At 71.1% G+C, this 22,018-nt stretch carries 18 protein-coding genes; 11 read left to right on the forward strand and 7 right to left on the reverse strand.

The features are described 5' to 3' along the window. The 3 genes from AB0472_RS22665 to glgB all read left to right on the forward strand — a co-directional run. Positions 1–342: alpha-glucosidase C-terminal domain-containing protein (locus tag AB0472_RS22665; protein WP_366358343.1), on the forward strand; the 342-nt coding region annotated here is incomplete at its 5' end. A gap of 212 nt (positions 343–554) precedes the next feature. Continuing rightward, the gene (locus tag AB0472_RS22670) at positions 555–1,943 is read left to right on the forward strand and encodes a maltokinase (protein ID WP_366358345.1); all 1,389 of its coding nucleotides are present in this window, start codon (positions 555–557) and stop codon (positions 1,941–1,943) included. A gap of 18 nt (positions 1,944–1,961) precedes the next feature. Continuing rightward, entirely contained in the window at positions 1,962–4,142 is a 2,181-nt protein-coding gene (gene glgB / locus AB0472_RS22675; RefSeq protein WP_366358347.1) for a 1,4-alpha-glucan branching enzyme, read from the forward strand. Here glgB and AB0472_RS22680 read toward each other — a convergent pair. The 5 genes from AB0472_RS22680 to AB0472_RS22700 form a co-directional block, all read right to left on the reverse strand. Beyond that, positions 4,117–6,405 (reverse strand): ATP-dependent DNA helicase, encoded by a 2,289-nt coding sequence (locus AB0472_RS22680; protein ID WP_366358673.1) that lies wholly within the window; start codon positions 6,403–6,405, stop codon positions 4,117–4,119. The two genes, glgB and AB0472_RS22680, sit on opposite strands and share 26 nt — an antisense overlap. Before the next feature lie 131 nt (positions 6,406–6,536). Then, positions 6,537–6,884 (reverse strand): thioredoxin family protein, encoded by a 348-nt coding sequence (locus tag AB0472_RS22685; protein ID WP_366358349.1) that lies wholly within the window; start codon positions 6,882–6,884, stop codon positions 6,537–6,539. Beyond that, positions 6,881–7,345 carry a MerR family transcriptional regulator gene (locus tag AB0472_RS22690; RefSeq protein WP_366358350.1) on the reverse strand — a complete coding sequence of 155 codons (465 nt, stop codon included), beginning with the start codon at positions 7,343–7,345 and terminating at the stop codon, positions 6,881–6,883. Before AB0472_RS22690 ends, AB0472_RS22685 begins: the two co-directional genes overlap by 4 nt. Positions 7,346–7,374: 29 nt before the next feature. Next, positions 7,375–8,148 carry a DUF2127 domain-containing protein gene (locus AB0472_RS22695; RefSeq protein WP_366358351.1) on the reverse strand — a complete coding sequence of 258 codons (774 nt, stop codon included), beginning with the start codon at positions 8,146–8,148 and terminating at the stop codon, positions 7,375–7,377. A gap of 290 nt (positions 8,149–8,438) precedes the next feature. Beyond that, positions 8,439–9,821 carry a cation:dicarboxylase symporter family transporter gene (locus AB0472_RS22700; protein ID WP_366358352.1) on the reverse strand — a complete coding sequence of 461 codons (1,383 nt, stop codon included), beginning with the start codon at positions 9,819–9,821 and terminating at the stop codon, positions 8,439–8,441. Positions 9,822–9,972: 151 nt separating this feature from the next. Here AB0472_RS22700 and AB0472_RS22705 point away from each other — a divergent pair, with 151 nt between their 5' ends. Together AB0472_RS22705 and AB0472_RS22710 are read left to right on the forward strand one after the other, a co-directional pair. Further along, the gene (locus AB0472_RS22705) at positions 9,973–11,598 is read left to right on the forward strand and encodes a sensor histidine kinase (protein WP_366358354.1); all 1,626 of its coding nucleotides are present in this window, start codon (positions 9,973–9,975) and stop codon (positions 11,596–11,598) included. After that, positions 11,595–12,281, forward strand: a complete 687-nt coding sequence (locus AB0472_RS22710; protein ID WP_366358356.1) for a response regulator — start codon at positions 11,595–11,597, stop codon at positions 12,279–12,281. The genes AB0472_RS22705 and AB0472_RS22710 overlap by 4 nt, the downstream gene beginning before the upstream one ends. A 30-nt stretch (positions 12,282–12,311) precedes the next feature. Here AB0472_RS22710 and AB0472_RS22715 read toward each other — a convergent pair whose 3' ends face one another. Further along, positions 12,312–13,193: an alpha/beta hydrolase gene (locus tag AB0472_RS22715; RefSeq protein ID WP_366358358.1), complete on the reverse strand. Its 882-nt coding sequence runs from the start codon at positions 13,191–13,193 to the stop codon at positions 12,312–12,314. 152 nt (positions 13,194–13,345) lie between these two features. On the opposite strand from AB0472_RS22715, the gene AB0472_RS22720 reads away from it, so the two are divergent. From AB0472_RS22720 to AB0472_RS22735, 4 genes are all read left to right on the forward strand, one after another. Next, a complete protein-coding gene (locus tag AB0472_RS22720) occupies positions 13,346–14,713 on the forward strand; it encodes an extracellular solute-binding protein (protein ID WP_366358359.1) in 1,368 nt (455 codons plus the stop codon). 26 nt (positions 14,714–14,739) lie between these two features. Beyond that, entirely contained in the window at positions 14,740–15,594 is an 855-nt protein-coding gene (locus tag AB0472_RS22725; protein WP_366358675.1) for a sugar ABC transporter permease, read from the forward strand. Positions 15,595–15,602: 8 nt separating this feature from the next. Continuing rightward, positions 15,603–16,433 (forward strand): carbohydrate ABC transporter permease, encoded by an 831-nt coding sequence (locus AB0472_RS22730; protein ID WP_366358361.1) that lies wholly within the window; start codon positions 15,603–15,605, stop codon positions 16,431–16,433. A 100-nt stretch (positions 16,434–16,533) separates the two neighbouring features. After that, complete coding sequence (locus AB0472_RS22735) at positions 16,534–17,244, forward strand: XRE family transcriptional regulator (RefSeq protein WP_366358363.1); 711 nt, start codon at positions 16,534–16,536, stop codon at positions 17,242–17,244. Positions 17,245–17,333: 89 nt separating this feature from the next. Here AB0472_RS22735 and AB0472_RS22740 read toward each other — a convergent pair whose 3' ends face one another. Further along, a complete protein-coding gene (locus AB0472_RS22740; RefSeq protein ID WP_366358365.1) occupies positions 17,334–18,359 on the reverse strand; it encodes an ATP-dependent 6-phosphofructokinase in 1,026 nt (341 codons plus the stop codon). A 197-nt stretch (positions 18,360–18,556) separates the two neighbouring features. Here AB0472_RS22740 and pta point away from each other — a divergent pair, with 197 nt between their 5' ends. Continuing rightward, entirely contained in the window at positions 18,557–20,731 is a 2,175-nt protein-coding gene (pta, locus tag AB0472_RS22745; protein WP_366358367.1) for a phosphate acetyltransferase, read from the forward strand. Next, positions 20,728–21,963 carry an acetate kinase gene (locus AB0472_RS22750; protein WP_366358369.1) on the forward strand — a complete coding sequence of 412 codons (1,236 nt, stop codon included), beginning with the start codon at positions 20,728–20,730 and terminating at the stop codon, positions 21,961–21,963. Before pta ends, AB0472_RS22750 begins: the two co-directional genes overlap by 4 nt. Positions 21,964–22,018: the final 55 nt, after the last annotated feature.

The raw sequence follows: 22,018 nt of genomic DNA on the forward strand, positions 1-22,018 counted from the left end.
TCCATGTCCTCACCGTCCTCCCTGCTGCACTGGACCCGCCGCATGATCGAGATCCGCAAGCAGAATCCTGCCTTCGGACTGGGGTCCTACACCGAGCTGCAGTCCTCCAACCCCGCGGTGATCGCGTTCCTGCGCGAGTACGAGGACGACCTGGTCCTGTGCGTGCACAACTTCTCCCGCTTCGCCCAGCCCACCGAGCTCGATCTACGGGCCTACGACGGCCGGCACCCCGTCGAGCTGATCGGCGGGGTGCGGTTCCCCGCCATCGGCGAACTGCCGTACCTGCTCACCCTGGCGGGGCACGGCTTCTACTGGTTCCGGCTGCGGGCGGAGCCGGCCTAGGCGGCGCCCCGTAAGGGGCGCTGGGGTCCCCCCGGCCGAAGGCTGGGGGGAGGAACTGCGCGACCGGCCCCCACCGGCCCGCAGCCGAAGAACAGCGCGCCCAGCGGAGCGCTTGGCACAGTCCACCCCGGGCGGTGGCGGTTGGTTTCCTCCGGCCCGCCCGGGGCACGCATCACTAACGCCCCCGACGACCGGGGAAAGGACGTACCGCCATGGCGGAAACGGTCAGCCCCTCCACTCCCGCTCTCCTCGCCTCGCTCGACCCCCTGCTGCGCGAGTGGCTGCCCCGGCAGCGCTGGTTCGCCGGCAAGGGAGCGCCGGTCACCGGCTTCTCCGCGGTGGCCGAGACCGAACTCCTGCCCTCGGACGGCCGGCTGGGCCTGCACCACCTGCTGGTCCGCGCCCACCAGCCGCCCGCCCCCGCCGGGGCCGGCGACTGCTACCAGCTGCTCGTAGGCGTGCGCGAGGCGCTGCCGCCCCGGCTGGCGCCCGCGCTGATCGGGCACCTGACCGACGGCCCGCTGGCCGGGCACACGGTCTACGACGCGCTGTACGACCCACGGCCCGCCGAGGTCCTGCTGGAGGCCCTGCGCACCCGGGCCCGCATCGGCGACCTGCGCTTCGAGCGCGAACCGGGCCAGGAGATACGCGACGGGCTGGTGGCCCGGCTCCTGACCGCCGAGCAGTCCAACTCCTCGGTCGTCTACGGAGATACGTTCATCCTGAAGTTGCTGCGCCGGGTCGTGCCCGGTGTCAACCCCGACCTGGAGATACCCCTGGCCCTGGCCCGGGAGGGCTGCGCCCGGGTGCCCGCCCCGACGGCCTGGCTGCGGGCGGAGCTGCCCGGCGAACACGGCGAGCCCGACGAGCCGTACGTCCTGGCGGTCCTGCAGCCCTTCGTGCGGGGCGCCACCGACGGCTGGGAGCTGGCGCTGCGCGAGCTCGCCAAGGGCGAGGACTTCACGGCCGAGGCGCGGGCGCTGGGGCGGGCCACCGCCGAGGTGCACACGGCGCTGGCCCGGGCGCTGCCGACCGCCACCGTCGGGCACATCCAGCTCGAGTCGCAGGTCGCGGGCATGACCGAGCGGCTGGCTGCGGCCGTGCAGGCGGTACCGGCGCTGCGGCCGTACGAGGACGGGCTGCGGTCCGCCTACACCGCGCTGGCCGAACTGGCCGCCGAGGGCCGCACCTGGACCGCCCAGCGCGTCCACGGCGACCTGCACCTGGGGCAGTGCCTGCGCTCGCCGTCCGGTGCGTGGTCGCTGATCGACTTCGAGGGGGAGCCGGCCCGCCCGCTGGCCGAGCGCCGGATGCCGCAGCCGCCGGTGCGGGACATCGCGGGGATGCTGCGCTCCTTCGACTACGCGGCCCACTCGGTCACCCCGGCGGCGCCCGACTGGGCTCGCGGGTGCCGGGCGGCCTACTGTGCCGGCTACGCCGAGATCACCGGCGCCGACCCGCGCACCGACCCCGTCCTGCTGCGGGCCTACGAGACCGACAAGGCCGTCTACGAGGTCGTCTACGAGGCCCGGCACCGCCCCGACTGGCTTCCCGTCCCGTTGTCGGCCGTGCACCGCCTGGCCACCCCCGACCCGACCTGATCCCCGGGAGACGCGTCCGTGACCTCCAACACCCCCGTGTCCGTAGCCGCCGGCGACCGTGAGCGGCTGCTGCACGGCACCCACCACGACCCGCACTCGGTGCTGGGCGCACATCCGGTCCCGGGCGGGATCGCCGTCCGCGCGTTCCGCCCGTACGCCCGCGCCGTGACGGCCGTCGCGGGCCGGGATCTGCGGGCCGAACTGCACGACGACGGCGACGGCTTCTTCTCCGCCCTGCTCCCCCTCCCCGAGGTGCCGGTCTACCGGCTGCTGGTGGAGTACGACGGGACGGTGCAGGAGACGGAGGACGCCTACCGCTTCCTGCCCACCCTGGGCGACCTGGACCTGCACCTGATCGGCGAGGGCCGGCACGAGCGGCTGTGGGAGGCGCTCGGCGCGCATCCGACCACGCACCAGGGCGTGCCGGGCACCCGGTTCACGGTGTGGGCACCGAACGCGCGGGGCGTGCGGGTGGCCGGCGGTTTCAACTTCTGGGACGGCACCGGGGCGCCGATGCGCTCGCTCGGGTCCTCGGGGATCTGGGAGTTGTTCCTGCCGGGCATCGGCGAGGGCGAGCTGTACAAGTTCGAGATAACCCGCCCGGACGGCTCCCGGACGCTGCGGGCTGACCCGATGGCCCGGCGCACCGAGGTGCCCCCGCACACGTCGTCGATCGTGACGGCGTCCCGGCACGAGTGGGACGACGCGGAGTGGATGGCGCACCGCGGCGACACCCCCGTCCACGAGGCGCCGTTCTCGGTCTACGAGGTGCACCTGCCGTCCTGGCGCCCCGGCCTGACCTACCGCGAGCTGGCGGCGCAACTGCCCGCCTACGTCAGCGACCTGGGCTTCACGCACGTGGAGCTGATGCCGGTCGCCGAGCACCCCTTCGGCGGCTCCTGGGGCTACCAGGTCACCGGCTTCTACGCACCGACGGCCCGGCTCGGCACCCCCGACGACTTCAGGTTCCTGGTCGACGCGCTGCACCGGGCCGGCATCGGGGTGCTGATGGACTGGGTGCCGGCGCACTTCCCGCGGGACGACTGGGCGCTGGCGGAGTTCGACGGGCGCCCGCTGTACGAGCACGCGGACCCGCTGCGGGCCGCGCACCCCGACTGGGGCACCCTGGAGTTCGACTTCGGCCGCCGCGAGGTGCGCAACTTCCTGGTGGCGAACGCCGTGTACTGGTGCGAGGAGTTCCACATCGACGGGCTGCGCGTCGATGCGGTGGCCTCGATGCTCTACCTCGACTACTCGCGCGAGCCGGGACAGTGGACGCCGAACGAGCACGGCGGCCGGGAGAACCTGGACGCGGTGGCGTTCCTCCAGGAGATGAACGCCACCGTCTACCGCCGGTCCCCGGGCGTCGTCACCATCGCCGAGGAGTCGACGGCCTGGGAGGGCGTGACCCGCCCCACCGACGGCGGCGGTCTCGGCTTCGGCCTGAAGTGGAACATGGGCTGGATGCACGACTCGCTGGAGTACATGTCCCACGAGCCGGTGCACCGCAGGTACCACCACCACGAGATGACCTTCTCGATGGTGTACGCGTACAGCGAGAACTACGTCCTGCCCATCTCCCACGACGAGGTGGTGCACGGCAAGCGCTCGCTGGTCTCGAAGATGCCCGGCGACTGGTGGCAGCAGCGTGCCGACGACCGCGCCTACCTGGCCTTCATGTGGGCCCACCCGGGCAAGCAGCTGCTCTTCATGGGGCAGGAGTTCGCTCAGGGCGCGGAGTGGTCGGAGGCGCACGGCCCGGACTGGTGGCTGCTCGACCCCGAGTACGGGGCGGCGGCCGACCACCGGGGCGTGCGGGACCTGGTCCGCGACCTCAACGGGGTGTACCGGGCGACCCCGGCGCTCTGGGAGCGGGACACCGCACCCGACGGCTTCCAGTGGATCGTGGGTGACGCGGCGGAGGACAACGTCTTCGCGTTCCTCCGCCTGGACGCCGAGGGCACCCCGCTGCTCGCCGTCTCGAACCTCTCCCCCGTGGTCCGCGACTACCGCCTGGGCGTCCCGGACGACATCCCCGCCTGGCACGAGGCCCTCAACACCGACCTGGCCCGCTACGGCGGCAGCGACGTCACCAACCCCGACCCGGTCAAACCGGAGCCCCAGGGCAGCCACGGCCGCCCCGCGAGCATCCGGCTGACCCTCCCGCCCCTGGCTACGGTGTGGCTGCGGCCTGCCTGAGCCCGTCCGGCAGGCCGCCGGTGTACAGCACGCCCAGTCGCTGGGTGGCCCGGGTCAGGGCCACGTACAGGTCACTGGTGCCGTAACGGTCGGGTTCGACCACGAGGACGGAGTCGAATTCGAGGCCCTTGGCCTGGCGCGGGTCGAGCAGGACGACGGTCCGCGTCAGGTCGGGTTCGGCGCCGGCCGTGACGCCGTCCAGGCGGGCGGCGAGAGCACGGTGCAGGTCGCGGGGGGCGATCACGGCCAGCCGGCCCTCGGTGGGGGTGAGTTCGGCGACCGCCTTGCCGACGGCGCCGGGGAGGTCGTCGTACGCCTGCCGGATCCACGGCCGTACGCCCGTCGAGCGGACCGAGCTCGGGGGCTCGAAGTCCGGGTGTTCGGCGCGGACCACGGCCGCCGCGAGGTCCATGATCTCGGACGGGGTGCGGTAGTTGACGCCGAGGCGGGTGTGCTCCCAGCGGTCCTGCACGTACGGCTGGAGGATGTCCGCCCAGGAGCCGACGCCGGCCGCCTCCGCGGTCTGGGCCGGGTCGCCGACCAGGGTCATGGAGCGGGTCGGGCTGCGCCGCATCAGCAGCCGCCAGGCCATCGGGGAGAGCTCCTGCGCCTCGTCCACGATGATGTGGCCGAACGCCCAGGTGCGGTCTGCGGCCGCCCGCTCGGCGGCGCTGCGGAAGTCCTCCTCCTCCTGGCGCTCGGCGAACCGCTCGGCATCGATGATGTCGTGCGCGGACAGCACCTCGGACGCCTCGGGGTCGCTGTCCTCCTTGTCGTCGAACTCGAAGGTCCGGGAGGCGTAGGAGACGTCCAGGACGCCCTGGGCGTAGGCGATCTGGGTCTCGCGCTCGCGTTCGGCGCGGGCCCGCGCGACCCGCTCGTCCACGCCGAGGAGTTCGGCCGCCTCGTCGAGCAGCGGCACGTCCGAGACCGTCCAGGTCCGGGTCACCGGGCGGCGGACCGCGGCCGCGTCCTCGGCGCCGAGGTATCCCTCGGGGGCGGCGAGGAGGTCGGCGACCAGGCGCTGCGGGGTCAGCCGGGGCCACAGCTGGTCGATGGCGGACCAGACCTCGGGGTTCTCGGCGAGTTCGTCGCGGATCTGGGTGACGTCGGAGGGGTCGAGCAGGCTGCTGCCGTCGAAGGGGTCGGTGCCCACGCGTTCGGCGTAGAGGTCGGTGAGGGTGTTGAGGATGTGGCCCTCGAAGTGCTCGCGGGCCACGTTGTGCGGGAGCCGGGCGGCGCGGGTGCGTTCGCGGGCCATGTTGACCAGGCCGTCGTCGAGCATCAGCACCTCGCGGTCGTGCTCGACGGTGAGGACCGGGTCGGGCAGCGCCTGCCGGTCGCGTACGGCCGCCGCCAGCACGTCGGCCATGTCGGCGCGGCCCTTCACGGCGGCCGCCTCGGGGGTGTCGGAGGCCGTCGCCCGCACGCCGGGGAACAGCTCGCCGACGGTCGCCAGCAGCACACCGGTCTCGCCCAGCGAGGGCAGCACCTCGCCGATGTAGCCGAGGAAGGCGGGGTTGGGGCCGACGATCAGGACCGCGCGCTTGGCGAGCAGTTCCCGGTACTCGTAGAGGAGGAAGGCGGCCCGGTGCAGGGCGACCGCGGTCTTCCCGGTGCCCGGCCCGCCCTCGACGACCAGGACCCCGCGGTGCGGCGCCCGGATGATCTCGTCCTGCTCGGCCTGGATGGTCTGCACGATGTCGGTCATCCGGCCGGTGCGGGCCGAGTCGAGCGCGGCGAGCAGCACCGCGTCGCCGGACGGGTCCTCGTGGCCGGTGCGCTCGCGGTCGCCGAGATCGAGGATCTCGTCGTGCAGGGCGGCCACCCGGCGGCCGTCGGTGGCGATGTGCCGGCGGCGGCGCAGGCCCATCGGGGTGTGGCCGGTGGCCAGGTAGAAGGGGCGGGCGACCTCGGCACGCCAGTCGACGAGGACCGGGGTGCGCTCGGCGTCGTCCAGGCGCAGCCCGATCCGCCCGATGTGGTGCTTCGTGCCGGAGGTCAGGTCGATGCGTCCGAAGCACAGCGAGCCGTCGACGGCGTTCAGCGCGGCGAGCAGCCCGGAGCGCTCGGCGACCAGGATGTCCCGTTCCAGGCGGGCCTGCATCGGCTTGTCCCCGAGGGCGAGGGCGTCCGCGACCGAGTCCTCGGTGTCGCCGCGCAGGGCGTCCACCCGCGCGTAGAGTCCGTCGATGAATTCCTGCTCATGGCGCAATTCATCGTCCGGAAATTCGGTGTTTGACAATTCCACTCCCGCCCGGATATACTGTGCCCACTGAACTTCTCCGCGACTTCATCGACATCACCTCGATCCGAAGTCGCGAACTCTTGAATATACGCAAAGAAATCCCCCGGACGCAATTGTCCGGGGGATTCTTCGTATTACCGGTCGGTTCAGCCCAGCACGTCGGGCAACGCGTCGGCCAGTTCCTCGCGGAGCCGCCGCTTGGGCCGGGCGCCCACCATCGACCGCACCGGCTCGCCGCCCCGGAACACCATGAACGTCGGCATCGACAGCACCCTGTACGCGTTCGTCGTCTCCGGACTGGTGTCCACGTCCAGCTGCACCACCTTCAGCCGCTCGCCCTCCTCCGCCGCGAGGGCCGCCAGCACCGGGCCCATCTGCCGGCACGGCGGGCACCAGTCGGCGGTGAACTCCACCAGCACCGGCAGCTCCGCCCCGATCACCTCCGCCGCGAAGTCCGCGTCGGTCACTTCGGCCACACCAGCCGCCTTGATCATCGCCCGGTCCCTCCCAGTTCGCAGACCGGCTCCGGGCCCCCCGGAGCCAGCGCCTCGACGGCCAGGTCGTCGCGGGCCCTCCCGCACTCTCGGCTTCGCTCGAGCGGGGGGACCCCCATGGCCCGCTCCAGTCGCGCATCTATCTGCGCCCGCACGGCCTGCAACTCGCCGATCAGCGAGTCCAGCTCCGCCAGCTTGCGCCGGTAGACCGCGAGCGACGCCGGACAGGTGTCGCCCTCCGGGTGCCCGGCCCGCAGGCACTCCACGAACGGTCGGGTCTCCTCCAGCTCGAACCCGAAGTCCTGCAGCGTCCGGATCTGCGTGAGCAGCCTCAGGTCGCTCTCGTCGTACGTCCGATGCCCGTTGTCGGCCCGCCGCGCGGGCAGCAGCCCGCGCGCCTCGTAGTACCGCAGGGCACGTGTGGTGGTCCCGGCCCGTGCGGCCAGCTCGCCGATGCGCATGCCTACGACCGTACGACCTGACGCCGACGTCAAGACAAGCTCGGCTGGACCCCCGCGGACTCCTCGACCTCGAGGAGCGAGGCGCTCTGGCGCTCCTCGTCGAAGGCCCGGCGCCCGCCGCGCAGCCCGAACAGCCGCTTGGCGAGGGCGATGTAGAGCACCGCGAGGACGTTCAGCACGAGGGTCGCGATCTTCAGATAGCTGACCTTCTCCGTGAGTTCCCAGATCTCCAGCGGCAGGAAGGCGGCGGTGGCGACGACCGTCAGGTACTCCGCCCACCGCTTGGCGTACCAGAGGCCGACCGCCTCGACGAGTTCGATCAGCGCGTATGCCAGCAGCAGTCCGGCCACCAGCAGCAGCGTGGAGTGCTTGTAGCCGAAGGCCTTCTGGATGGAGCCGACGACCGGCGAGTGGTCGAGGTCGTAGTGGAAGTGCTTGAACACCGGCCGGAAGGCGTCCAGGTACTCGTTGAAGAGCCTGCGCACCGCGTCCTGGCTGTTGCTGAACTTCCACACCGCGACCGCGACCAGCACGATGAACACCCCGCGCACGGCCCGCTCGATCGCGAGGAACCTCAGGATGAACAGGTCCCGCAGCACCTTCCCGCGCGGGACCAGCGGAGCGTCCGCGGCGGGCCCGGAGCCGTGCGGCTCGCCGAGCACGAAGTCGCCGCAGCGCAGACACCGCCAGGTCTCCCCCACCGCGGTCTGCGCGTGCAGCCGCACCCGCAGCCGCGGGTCGTCCGGGGCATAGGTCACATGCCCCTTGCGCGCGCAGTGCCGGCGGTCCCAGTCGATCGCCATCCCCCGTGCCTCCATATGTCGACGTGCCGTTCCCGTTGGACAGGAACGGCACGTTAGTGGATACGTCCGACGGGCGGGGCCGAGGGGTGGACCGGGCGGCCGGACAACGGGGGGAGTTCCCAGCCGCCCGGAGAGCGGTGACCGGACGGCCGGCCCGGGTTCAGGCCGAGCCGGACGCCCGGCGGCTTGCGTGGCGCCCCATGAGGGGCGCTGGGGGTACCCCCGGCCGAAGGCTGGGGAGGAACCGCGCGGCCGGCCCCCACCGGCCCGCAGCCGACGGCGACGGCGCGCTACGCCTTCGCCAACTCCTCCCGCTGCTCGGGAAGGTCCGGCGAAACCACCGGCTCCCCCTCGTCCAGCAGCGTCTTCTCGTCGAACGGCAGCTCACCCGCGAGCACCTGCCGCACCCGCCCCTTGTCGATCTCCTTCGTCCACGTGCCGATCAGGACGGTCGCGACCGCGTTGCCCGCGAAGTTGGTCAGCGCCCGGGCCTCGCTCATGAACCGGTCGATGCCGACGATCAGACCGACGCCGTCCACCAGAGCGGGCTTGTGCGACTGCAGACCGCCGGCCAGCGTGGCGAGACCGGCGCCGCTGACGCCCGCCGCGCCCTTGGAGGCCAGCAGCAGGAAGAGCAGCAGCGGGATCTGCTCGCCGACCGACATCGGCGTACCGAGGGCGTCCGCGATGTACAGCGACGCCATGGTCATGTAGATCATGGTGCCGTCGAGGTTGAAGGAGTACCCGGTCGGGACGGTGATGCCGACGACCGGCTTGCTCACCCCCAGGTGCTCCATCTTCGCGATGAGCCGCGGCAGCGCGGACTCGGAGGACGAGGTGGAGAGGATCAGCAGGAACTCGCGGGCGAGGTACTTGAACAGCAGGAAGATGTTGAGCCCGGAGACGACCCGCAGCACCGTGCCCAGCACGACGAAGACGAAGAGCACACAGGTGACGTAGAAGCCGAGCATCAGCACGGCGAGGCTCTTGAGCGCGTCGATGCCGGCGGACCCGACGACGGCCGCGATGGCACCGAACGCACCGATCGGCGCCGCCCACATGATCATGCCGAGGATGCGGAAGACGAGCCGCTGGATGTGCTCGACACCGCGCAGCACCGGCTGCCCGGCCGACCCCATGGCCTGCAGCGCGAACCCGGCGAGCAGCGCGATCAGCAGCGTCTGCAGCACCTGGCCCTCGGTGAAGGCGGAGACGAACGTGGTCGGGATGATCGAGAGGACGAAGTCGACACCGCCGAGCGCCTCGGAGTCCACCTGGGCGTGCCCGGTGGCCTTGAGGGCGTTGGTGATGTGCAGTCCGTCACCGGGGTGCAGGATGTTGCCGACGACGAGGCCGATGGTGAGCGCGACCAGCGACATCACCAGGAAGTACCCGAGCGCGATGCCACCGACGGCACCGACCTTGGCGGCCTTCCGTACGGACCCGATCCCGAGCACGATCGTGCAGAAGATGATCGGCGAGATCATCATCTTGATCAGATTGACGAAGCCGGTCCCGAGCGGCTTCAGCTCGACTCCCGCGTCGGGCCAGACGAGCCCCACGACGATGCCGAGGGCCACCGCCGCGATCACGGCGATGTACAGGTAATGGGTGCGGTCCCGCTTCACAGCGGGTGCGGCAGGTGCCGTATCGGGGGTGCTGGCTGCGGCCACGGCTGCCCTCCTTGACGTCTTCGTCGGTACCACCGGCGTGCGGCTCACGTCCGGGCTATGTGGGGGATGCCGTGACTATCTCCCGGCCTGTGAGGGTGGTCACCCTTCCGTTCATTGAGTTCATGCCCGGACCGGAAGGCACACTGCTGACATGCGTTTTCCGTCCGTCCCCCGCCCCCGCAGCCTGGCCGGCCAGCTCCTCGCCATGCAGGCCGTGCTGATAGCGGTCGTGGTCGCCGGGTACGCGCTGTTCACGTACGTCAGCGACCGCCACCAGGCGGAGGAGGCGGCGACCCGGCAGGCGACGGCGGTGGCCCGGTCGATCGCCGACGCCCCCTCCGTCCGCGCGGCGATCCACACCGCGGACCCCACCGCCGAGCTCCAGCCGTACGCCCTTCAGGTGATGCGGGACACCGGCGTCGACTTCGTCACGATCATGACCCCGGACGGCATCCGCTGGACCCACCCGGACCAGAGCCAGATCGGCAAGCACTATCTCGGCCACATCGAGGCGGCCCAGCGGGGCCACACCTACAGCGAGACCTACAAGGGCACCCTCGGGGCCTCGGTGCGCACGGTGACCCCGGTCACGGAGAAGGGCCGGGTGATCGGCCTGGTCAGCGCCGGCATCAAGGTGGAGGCGATCAGCCAGCGGGTCCAGGAGCAGGTGACGGCGCTGCTCGGGGTGGCGGCGAGCGCGCTGCTGCTGGGCGCGCTGGGCACGTACGTCATCAACGCCCGGCTGCGCCGCCACACCCACGGCATGAACGCCGCGGAACTGAGCCACATGCACGACTACCACCAGGCGGCGCTGCACGCGGTGCGCGAGGGTCTGCTGATGCTGGACGGCCAGTACCGGGTGGCGCTGATCAACGACGGGGGCCGGGAGCTGCTGGGGGTGGGCGCCGAGCAGGACGTGGTCGGGCGATCGGTGGCCGAACTGGGCCTGCCGGCCCCGCTGACCGGCGCGTTGCTGGCTTCCGAGCCCCGGGTGGACGAGGTGCACCTGACGGCGGACCGGGTCCTGGTGGTGAACACGTCGCCGGTCTCCGGCGGTGAGCGGCGCGGCACGGTGGCCACCCTCCGGGATGTCACCGAACTCCAGTCCCTGATGGGCGAGTTGGATTCCGAGCGCGGCTTCACGCAGGCGTTGCGCTCGCAGGCGCACGAGGCGGCGAACCGCCTGCACACGGTGGTCTCGCTCATCGAACTCGGCCGGGCGGAGGAGGCCGTGGACTTCGCGACGGCGGAGCTGGAGCTGGCGCAGGCGCTGACCGACCAGGTGGTGGCCGCCGTCGGCGAACCTGTCCTCGCCGCTCTCCTGCTGGGCAAGACCGCGCAGGCGAACGAGCGGGGCGTGGAGCTGGTGGTCTCGGACGAGAGCCGGCTGGATGACGGTTTGCTACCGGAGAGCCTGTCGGCACGCGATCTGGTCACCATCCTCGGCAACCTGATCGACAACGCGGTGGACGCGGCCCAGGGGACGGTACGGGCCCGCGTGACGGTGACCGCGTACGCGGAGGACGCCGAGTTGGTGATGCGGGTGACGGACACGGGCGCGGGGGTCGACCCCGGCCACGCCGAGCTGGTCTTCCAGCGCGGCTTCTCGACGAAGCCGGCGGGCCCCGGCGGCCGGGGGCTGGGGCTGGCCCTGGTACGGCAGGCGGTCGTACGGCTGGACGGCACCCTGACGGTGACGGAGGCGCCGGAGGGCGGAGCGGTGTTCGAGGTGCGGCTGCCGCTGTGGGCGTCGCCGGCGGGGGGCGAGACGCGATGACCGCCGAACCGATCAGGGTCCTGGTCGTCGAGGACGACCCGGTGGCCGCCGACGCGCACGTCATGTACGTGGGCCGGGTGCCGGGATTCGTGGCGGTCGGGAAGGCGCACACGGGGGCACAGGCGCGGCGGATCCTGGACCGCACACCCGTGGACCTGCTCCTCCTCGACCTGCACCTGCCGGACGTGCACGGCCTGCAGTTCGCGCGCTCGCTGCGGGCGGCCGGGCACCAGGCGGACGTCATAGCGGTGACGTCGGCACGCGACCTGGCGGTGGTCCGGGAGGGCGTCTCGCTGGGCGTCGTCCAGTACGTCCTGAAGCCGTTCACCTTCGCGACCCTCCGGGACCGGCTCACGCGCTACGCGGAGTTCCGGGGAGCGGCGGGCGAGGCCAGCGGCCAGGACGAGGTGGACCGGGCCCTGGCGACGCTGCGGGCACCTACGCCGGCGGCGCTCCCCAAGGGGTTGAGCGCGCCGACCCTGGAGCGGGTGACCGTCGCGCTGCGCGAGTCGGCAGAGGGACTGACCGCGGCCGCACTCGCGGAGAGCGTGGGGATCTCACGCATCACGGCCCGCCGGTATCTGGAGCACTTGGTGGAGGCGGGGCGGGCCGGCCGCAGCCCGCTGTACGGGCAGGTGGGGAGGCCGGAGTTGGTCTATCGGTGGGGGCGGGGGCGTGTCTGAGGACCGGCGGGCTGCCGTGGCCGCGTCCGCTCAGCCGGTGTGGTCCACCAGGGCGTCGATGAGTGTGGGCCACAGTTCGCGTGGGCGGTCGTGGCCCATGTCGGGGATCAGCAGGAGCCGGGCGCCGGGTACCAGGTCCGCGGTGCGTTTCCCGCCGCTCGGGTCGATCAGCGTGTCGTCCAGGCCGTGGATCACCAGCGTGGGCACCGCCAGTTCGCGGAGTGCGTCCGCGCGTGACCCGCTGAGGATCATCGCGCCGAGCTGTCGGCCGATCCCGGCCGGGTAGTGGGCGCGGTCGTAGCTGGCGGCCGCCAGTTCGCGCAGCGCCGCGGCGTCGCCGTATCGCCCGGACGCCCAGACCAGTTCCCTCTCCGCCGCCGCGACGTACCCCTCACGGTCCGCGGGCTTCGGGCCGAACAGCACCGCCTGGGCCTCCGGGCTGGACCGGCCGTACTCGTTCTCGCCGGTCGAGGACATCATCGACGTCAGGGTCAGTACGCGGTCCGGGGCGGAGAGCGCCATCGTCTGGGCGATCATTCCCCCCATCGAAGCGCCCACCACGTGGGCTCGTTCGACACCGAGAGCGGTGAGCAGGCCGAGGCCGTCGCCGGCCATGTCGGAGAGCCGGTAGGGGACCATCGCGAGGGCGGCCGCGAGGTCACCGGAGCTCACGGCGGCAATGAACTCGCCCATGTCGACGGGGTGGTCGTCGAACCTGGTGGACAGCCCGCAGTCACGGTTGTCGTACCGGATCACGTAACGGCCGCGCTCCGCCAGCGCCCGGCAGAAGTCCTCGTGCCAGGCGATCATCTGCGCCCCGAAACCCATCACGAGCAGCACGGCGGGATCTCCGGGGTCCCCGAAGCTCTCGTACGCGAGGGACACCCCCGGGGACACGTCAACGATCGACATACGGGGAGCCTGTCACGGCCGACCGTGGATCGCACCCGGATATCGGCCTCTGCACGGACATTGACCTGACTAGACCACTCCACTTACCTTCACACGGCAAGAGAGACGAACCCCCAGGCCACAGCGCAGTGGCCGCCGAGGAGGTCGTGCCCGTGCGCCCCACCGCCGTCAGCATCGTTGCCCTCGCCGTCGTCACCGCCGCCGCATCGCTCACCGCGTGCGGCGGCGGATCCGGAAGCAGTCCGGACACCGTGAAGGTCTCCTTCAAGCAGTCGATGGACAACTCCGTCAAGGTGACGGACACCTATCTCGCGGACATCAAGAAGCAGTTCGAGAAGGAGTACCCGGGGAAGAAGGTCGAACTCGTCCCCATCAAGGCCTCGGACGCGGACTACTACACCAAGCTCCAGCAGATGCTGAGGTCGCCGCGCACCGCCCCCGACCTCGTCTACGAGGACACCTTCCTCATCAACTCGGACATCACCAGCGGGTATCTCAAGCCCCTCGACTCCTATCTCGCCCGGTGGAAGGACTGGGGGCAGTTCCTCGACACCGCGAAGTCGGCGGCCAGAGGCGAGGACGGGAAGACGTACGGCGTGCCGGACGGCACCGACACCCGCGGGCTCTGGTTCGACAAGCGGGTGTTCGAGAAGGCCGGGCTGCCCACCGACTGGCAGCCGAAGAACTGGGACGACGTGCTCGCCGCCGCCCGGACGATCAAGCAGAAGGTCCCCGGCGTCACGCCCCTCAACGTCTACACCGGCAAGCCCGCCGGCGAGACGGCGACCATGCAGGGCTTCGAGATGCTGCTGTACGGCACCGGCGACGGCACCGGCGACCCGCTCTACGACAAGACGAGCAAGAAGTGGATCGCCGGGAGCCAGGGGTTCAAGGACGCGCTGTCGTTCGTCGAGACCGTGTACAAGGACAAGCTCGGGCCGGACGTGTCCGACGCCCTCGACCCCAACTACCGGAACACCGTCTGGGGTGAGCTCATGCCCCAGGGCAAGCTGGGCATCAACCTCGACGGGTCCTGGCTGCCCCAGAACTGGCTCCAGGGCAGCGGGCACGAGTGGCCCGACTGGTCGAAGGAACTCGGGCTCGCCTACATGCCCACCCAGCACGGGCAGGCCCCGGGCAAGGTGAGCATGTCCGGCGGCTGGACCTGGGCCGTCCCCGCCAAGGCCGGCAACCCCGACCTCGCCTTCGACTTCATCAAGACCATGCAGACCAAGGCGAACGCCCAGAAGTGGTACATCGCCAACTCGGGGATCGCGGTGCGCAAGGACGTCGCGAGCGACCCCTCGTACACGTCCGCCCAGCCCGGCATCAAGTTCTTCACCGATCTCGTCGCCAGCACGCACTACCGGCCCGCCTACACGGCGTACCCGAAGGTCTCCACCGCCATCCAGGAGGCCATGGAGAGCGTGACCACCGGTGACGCGTCGGTCGACAAGGCGGCGAGCCAGTACGACTCGAACCTCAAGGACGTCACCGGCGGCCAAGTGGTCACCCAGTGAGCCAGCCGGTGAGGCAACCCGTGGTCATGCGGCGCATCGCCCGCGGCCTCCCGCTCACCCCCGCCCTGGTCCTGATCCTCCTCTTCCTGGGCGGGCCGATCGTCTACTGCGCCTGGATCGCCTTCACCGACCTCCAGCTCACCGGGCAGGCGCACTCGTCCTTCGTCGGTTTCGCCAACTTCCGCCGGGCGTTCCGCGACGACGCCTTCCTGAACGCCGTCTGGCTGACCCTCGTCTTCACCGTGCTGTCCTCACTCGTCGGGCAGAACACGCTGGGGCTCGCGCTCGCCGCGCTGATGCGGCGGGCGTCCAAGCCGGTGCGGACGCTCACCGGGGGGATCGTGGTCACGGCGTGGGTGCTGCCGGAGGTCGTCGCCGGATTCCTGCTGTACGCGTTCTTCCGCAAGGAGGGCACCCTCAACGCCATCCTCGACGTCCTCCATCTGCCGTCGCAGAACTGGCTGTTCACGCTGCCGATCCTGGCGGTGTCGTTCGCCAACGTGTGGCGGGGCACGGCCTTCTCGATGCTGGTCTACTCCGCCGCCCTCGACGAGATACCCAGCGAGATCGAGGAGTCGGCGGAGGTGGACGGCGCCGGCGGCTGGCGGCGGATGTGGCACATCACGCTGCCGATGATCCGGCGGTCCATCGGGACGAACCTGATGCTCAACACCCTTCAGACGCTCTCCGTCTTCGGGCTGATCTGGGTGATGACCAGGGGCGGTCCCGGCGACAAGAGCCAGACACTGCCCCTCTTCATGTACGAACAGGCCTTCCAGAACAGCATGATCGGGTACGGGACCGCGGTCGCCCTGCTCCTTCTCCTGGTCGGTTCGCTCTTCTCCGTCGTCTACATGCGCCTGCTGCGCACGGAGGTGTGAACCGGACCATGCCCCGCCGTCAACGCCGTGCGCACCGGCTCGCCGCCGACCTCGGGCTGCTGATCGTGGCCGCCGCCTTCGTGCTCCCGCTCGCCTGGGTGGTCCTCTCCGCCGTCGACCCGCACGCCGGCCTGCGGGTACGGATCCCGGACGGGTTCACCCTCGGGAACTTCGACGCGATCCTCACCCCGGACATCACCTACACCCCGCTGCTCAACAGCCTGGTCCTGTGCGGCGGCGCCACCGCGCTCACCGTCGTCTGCGCCGCCCTCGCCGCCTATCCCCTCTCCCGCTACCGCTCCCGGTTCAACCGGCCGTTCCTGCTGTCCATCCTGTTCGCGACGAGCCTGCCGATCACCGCGATCATGGTGCCGGTGTACGCGCTGTTCGTCCGGATCAACCTGATCGACACCATGCAGGGCACCATCCTGTTCTTCGCCGCCTCCCAGCTCCCCTTCGCCATCTGGCTGATGAAGAACTTCATGGACGGCGTCCCGAAGGAACTGGAGGAGGCCGCCTGGACGGACGGTGCGGGCTCCGCCCAGTCGCTGGTGCGGATCGTGCTCCCGCTGATGGGACCGGGTCTCGCCGTCGTCACCGTCTTCGCCTTCGTGATGATGTGGGGCAACTTCTTCGTCCCCTTCATGCTGTTGCTCTCGCCGGACCAGATGCCCGCCTCGGTCTCCATCAACGACTTCTTCGGCAACCGCGGCATGGTGGCGTACGGCCAGCTCGCCGCCTTCTCCGTCATCTACTCGACGCCGGTGATCCTGCTGTACGTGCTGGTCGCGCGCCGGCTGGGAGGAGGTTTCGCGCTGGGCGGGGCCGTCAAGGGATGAACAGGTAAGCGCTGCCCGTGAACCCGTACGTTCCCACAATCCGTGTTCCTGGCCGAACGGACCGTAGTCAGCACCCCCGGACACCCCTACCTTGTCGGCTGTGCGACGACCCCCAGCTCTGCCGAACCAGCCAGGTCCCCCCTTCAACGCCCCCGCCGCCCGCAGACTCCGTGCCGCTCTCGGCATGGGGCCCGAACACGTGGCCCACGACCTGCGGGCCTCGTACGGGCTGCCATACGCCACACCCGATCTCGTACGCGCCTGGGAACGCGGGGCGGTGATCCCCAGCAGCCCCGAACTCACCGCGCTGGCGGCCGTGTTGTGGTGCGCCCCGGGCGAACTCATCGGCCGCCCGCGCACCCTGCGCGAACACCGGATCGCCCGCGGGCTGGCCCCGGAGGACGTGGCCCTCGCGGTCGGCCTCGACCTCCTCGGCTATCTCGCGATGGAGGAGGACGAGGACTGGCAGGGCACGGAACGGCAGTCCACCGTGCTGGCCGACACCCTCCGCCTCTCCCTGCCGGACTTCGTCACCGTCACCGGCAAGGAGGAGCGGCTGGCCGAGCTGCTGCGCGGTGCCGTCACCACGCGCTGGCAGGCCTACGTCCGCCAGGTGGGAAAGCTGCTCCCCCTGGACAGACACCTGATCGAGAGCGCGCTGCGCGAACTGCACGAGGACTACCAGGGACAGATGACAGCCACCCTGGCCTGGGGCAACATCGCGACCACGGAAGCAGCCGACGACAAGGGCAGAGACTTCCTCACGGGGATCGTCGCCCACTTCTGGCAACGGATGGAAAGCGCCCGTTGAGGGGCGCTCGGGGTACCCCGGCCGAATGCCGGGGGAGAAATCGCGCGGCCGGCCCCCACGCGCCCGCGGCCCGGGACGGGACCGCGGCCCTAGAAGACGGACTCCGCCTCGTCCATCCGGTCCTTCGGCACCGTCTTCAACTCGGTCACCGCCTCCGCGAGCGGCACCATCCGGATGTCCGTCCCCCGCAGCGCCGTCATCCTCCCGAAGTCGCCCCGGTGCGCCGCCTCCACCGCGTGCCACCCGAACCGCGTCGCGAGGACGCGGTCGTAGGCCGTCGGCGTGCCGCCCCGCTGGATGTGTCCGAGGATGACCGGCTTGGCCTCCTTGCCGAGCCGCCGCTCCAGTTCGTACGCCAGGGCCGTACCGATGCCCTGGAAGCGCTCGTGGCCGTACTGGTCGATCGCGCCCTTGCCGTAGTCCATCGTGCCGTCGGCGGGGTGGGCGCCCTCCGCCACGCACACCACGGCGAACTTCTTGCCGCGGGCGAAGCGCTCCTCGACCATCTTGACCAGGTCGGCGGGGTCGAAGGGCCGCTCGGGGAGGCAGATGCCGTGGGCACCGGCCGCCATCCCGGACTCCAGGGCGATCCAGCCGGCGTGCCGGCCCATCACCTCGACGACCATCACCCGCTGGTGGGACTCGGCGGTGGTCTTGAGACGGTCCATCGCCTCGGTGGCGACGCCCACCGCCGTGTCGAAGCCGAAGGTGCGGTCGGTGGAGGAGATGTCGTTGTCGATGGTCTTCGGGACGCCGACGACCGGCAGGCCCGCGTCGGAGAGCATGCGCGCCGCGGTCAGCGTGCCCTCGCCGCCGATCGGGATCAGCGCGTCGATGCCGAACTCCTCGACCATGTCGGTGGCCCGGTCGCACGCCTCGCGCAACCGGTCCCGCTCCAGCCGGGAGGAGCCCAGGATCGTGCCGCCGAGGGCCAGGATGCCGCCGACCGCGTCCAGGTCGAGGGTGCGGTAGTGACCGTCGAGCAGACCGCGGAAACCGTCCTCGAAACCGATGACCTCGTCGTCGTACTGGGCGACAGCCCGGTGCACCACCGATCGGATGACGGCGTTCAGGCCGGGGCAGTCGCCGCCTGCGGTGAGAACTCCGATGCGCATGGTGGTGGGTCTCCTGCTCGCTGTCGTTACCGGTGAGCCGATCCGATTGTTTCATGCCGGACGGGCGGGTGAGGTCCTGACGGGCGCCTTATCCGGCGTCGGGGGTATTGTCAAGAGGGTTCCGCTCACCCCGGTGGGCGATTTTTGTGCGGCCACAGAGACGGCCACGGAGACGGCTACAGAGACGGAGTGCACACGTGACGCGCAGCGTGTACGTGACCGGGATCGATCGCGGCGACGGCCGCCAGGTCGTCGAGCTGGGCATGATGGAGCTGCTCACCCGGCAGGTCGACCGGGTCGGTGTCTTCCGCCCCCTCGTCCACGACGGTCCCGACCGGCTGTTCGAGCTGCTGCGTGCGCGGTACCGCCTCTCCCAGGACCCGGCGACCGTCTACGGGATGGACTACCACGAGGCCTCCGCCCTCCAGGCCGAGCGCGGTGCCGACGAACTCGTCTCCACCCTCGTCGACCGCTTCCACCTGGTCGCCCGCGACTACGACGTCGTGCTCGTCCTCGGCACCGACTACGCCGACACCCAGTTCCCGGACGAACTGTCCCTCAACGCCCGGCTCGCCAACGAGTTCGGCGCCTCGGTGATCCCGGTGGTCGGCGGCCGCGACCAGAACGCGGAGTCGGTGCTGGCGGAGACCCGCAACGCGTTCCGGGCGTACGACGGCCTCGGCTGCGACGTGCTGGCGATGATCGCCAACCGGGTCGTCCGCGAGGACCGGGACGAGATGGCCCGGCGGATCGACGGGCGGCTGCCGGTGCCGGTGTACGTGCTGCCGGACGAACTGGCGCTGTCCGCGCCGACGGTGGCCCAGATCGCCCACGCGCTCGACGCGAAGGTCCTGCTCGGCGACGACTCGGGGCTGGCCCGGGACGCGCTGGACTTCGTCTTCGGCGGGGCGATGCTGCCGAGCTTCCTGCCCGCCCTGACCCCGGGCTGTCTGGTGGTGACCCCGGGCGACCGCGCGGACCTGGTGGTCGGCTCGCTGGCCGCGCACAGCGCCGGCACCCCGCCGATAGCCGGCGTACTGCTCACCCTCGGCGAGCGGCCCACCGACGAGATCCTCACCCTCGCCGCCCGGCTCGCCCCCGGCACCCCGGTGCTCTCCGTGCCCGGCAACAGCTTCCCGACCGCCGCCCAGCTGTTCTCCCTGGAGGGCAAGCTGAACGCGGCCACCCCGCGCAAGGCGGAGACCGCGCTCGGCCTGTTCGAGCGGTACGTCGACACCGCGGGCCTCAGCAAGCGGGTCTCGGCGCCGAGCACCGGACGGCTGACCCCGATGATGTTCGAGCACAAGCTCCTGGAGCAGGCGCGGTCCGACAGGCGGCGGGTGGTGCTGCCGGAGGGGACCGAGCCGCGGGTGCTGCACGCGGCGGAGGTGCTGCTGCGCCGGGGGGTATGTGACATATCACTGCTCGGTCCCGTCGACCAGATCCGCAAGAAGGCCGCCGACCTCGGTATCGACCTCGGCGACGCGCAGCTGATCGACCCGGCCACCTCCGAACTGCGCGACGTCTTCGCCGAGCGGTACGCCCTGCTCCGCGCCCACCGGGGCGTGACGGTGGAGCTGGCGTACGACGTGGTCGCCGACGTCAACTACTTCGGCACCCTGATGGTGCAGGAGGGCCTCGCGGACGGCATGGTCTCGGGGTCCGTGCACTCCACGGCGGCGACCATCCGCCCGGCGTTCGAGATCATCAAGACCAAGCCGGGTTCGTCGATCGTCTCGTCCGTCTTCTTCATGTGCCTCGCCGACAAGGTGCTGGTCTACGGCGACTGCGCGGTGAACCCGGACCCGAACGCCGAGCAACTCGCCGACATCGCCGTCCAGTCGGCGGGTACGGCCGCCCAGTTCGGCGTGGCGCCGAGGATCGCGATGCTGTCGTACTCGACGGGCACGTCGGGTTCGGGGGCGGACGTGGACAAGGTGCGGGAGGCGACCGAGCTGGCGCGCTCGCGCCGGCCCGACCTGAAGATCGAGGGGCCGATCCAGTACGACGCGGCCGTGGAGCCGTCGGTGGCCGCCACCAAGCTGCCGGGCTCGGAGGTCGCGGGGCACGCCAGTGTGCTGATCTTCCCGGACCTCAACACCGGCAACAACACCTACAAGGCCGTGCAGCGGTCGGCCGGCGCGATCGCCGTCGGGCCGGTGCTGCAGGGGCTGCGCAAGCCCGTCAACGACCTGTCCCGGGGCGCCCTCGTCCAGGACATCGTCAACACCGTCGCCATCACGGCGATCCAGGCACAGAACCCGGCCCAGAGTCCGGCACAGAACCCGGCCCAGAGTCCGGCCCAGCACCCGGCACAGAACCCGGCCGAGCCCGCGGCCGCGTCCCCGAGCGAGAAGGCAACCGCCCAGTGAGCCCCAGTCCGACCCGTGTCCTCGTCCTCAACTCCGGCTCCTCGTCGGTGAAGTACCAGCTGCTGGACATGCGGGACAGCAGCCGGCTGGCGGTCGGTCTCGTCGAGCGGATCGGCGAGCAGACCTCACGGCTCAGGCACACCTGCCCGGGCAGCGGCGACACCCGCGAGGCGATCGGGCCGATCGCCGACCACGAGGCCGCCCTGAAGGCCGTGGCGGAGGAGCTGACGCGGGACGGGCTCGGGCTCGACTCGCCGGAACTGGCCGCGATCGGGCACCGGGTGGTGCACGGCGGGATGTTCTTCACCGAGCCGACGGTGATCGACGACGCCGTGCTCACCGAGATCGAGCGGCTCGTCCCGCTCGCCCCGCTGCACAACCCGGCCAACCTGACGGGCATCCTCACCGCACGGGCGCTGCGCCCGGACCTGCCGCAGGTCGCGGTCTTCGACACGGCGTTCCACACGACGATGCCGGAGTACGCGGCCCGGTACGCGATCGACCCGAAGCTCGCCGACCGGCACCGGATCCGCCGTTACGGCTTCCACGGCACCTCGCACGCGTACGTGTCCCGGGCGACCGCGCGGCTGCTGGGAAGGACACCGGAAGAGGTCAACGTCATCGTGCTGCACCTCGGCAACGGGGCGTCCGCGTCGGCCGTCCGGGGCGGCCGGTGCGTGGACACCTCGATGGGCCTGACGCCTCTGGAGGGGCTGGTGATGGGGACCCGTTCCGGCGATCTGGACCCGGCCGTCATTTTCCATTTGGCGCGAGTTGGCGGAATGTCCATGGACGAGATCGACACTCTTCTCAACAAGAGGAGTGGTTTGTTCGGTCTGTGCGGTGACAACGACATGCGGGAGATCCGGCGCCGGATCGACGAGGGCGACGAAGCGGCACAACTCGCCTTCGACATCTACATTCACCGCCTGAAGAAGTACATCGGCGCGTACTGCGCCGTCCTCGGCCGGGTCGACGCGGTGGCCTTCACCGCCGGCGTCGGCGAGAACGCCGCCCCGGTGCGGGAGGCCGCGGTGGCGGGCCTGGAGGGGCTGGGGCTCACGGTCGACCCGGAGCTGAACGCCGTACGGGCGGACGAGCCGCGGGTGATATCCCCCGCCGGTGCGCGTGTCGCCGTCGCGGTGGTGCCGACGGACGAGGAGCTGGAGATCGCGACCCAGACGTACGCGCTCGTCGGCGCCGGATCGGCACCGGCCGGAATTAACAGCTGAGCACATTAGCGCCCATTTGTATCTTCCACCAGACGGAATATTCCGTAGCGAAACA

The organism is Streptomyces sp. NPDC086777 (genome assembly GCF_040702065.1).
Classification (GTDB): Bacteria; Actinomycetota; Actinomycetes; order Streptomycetales; family Streptomycetaceae; genus Streptomyces.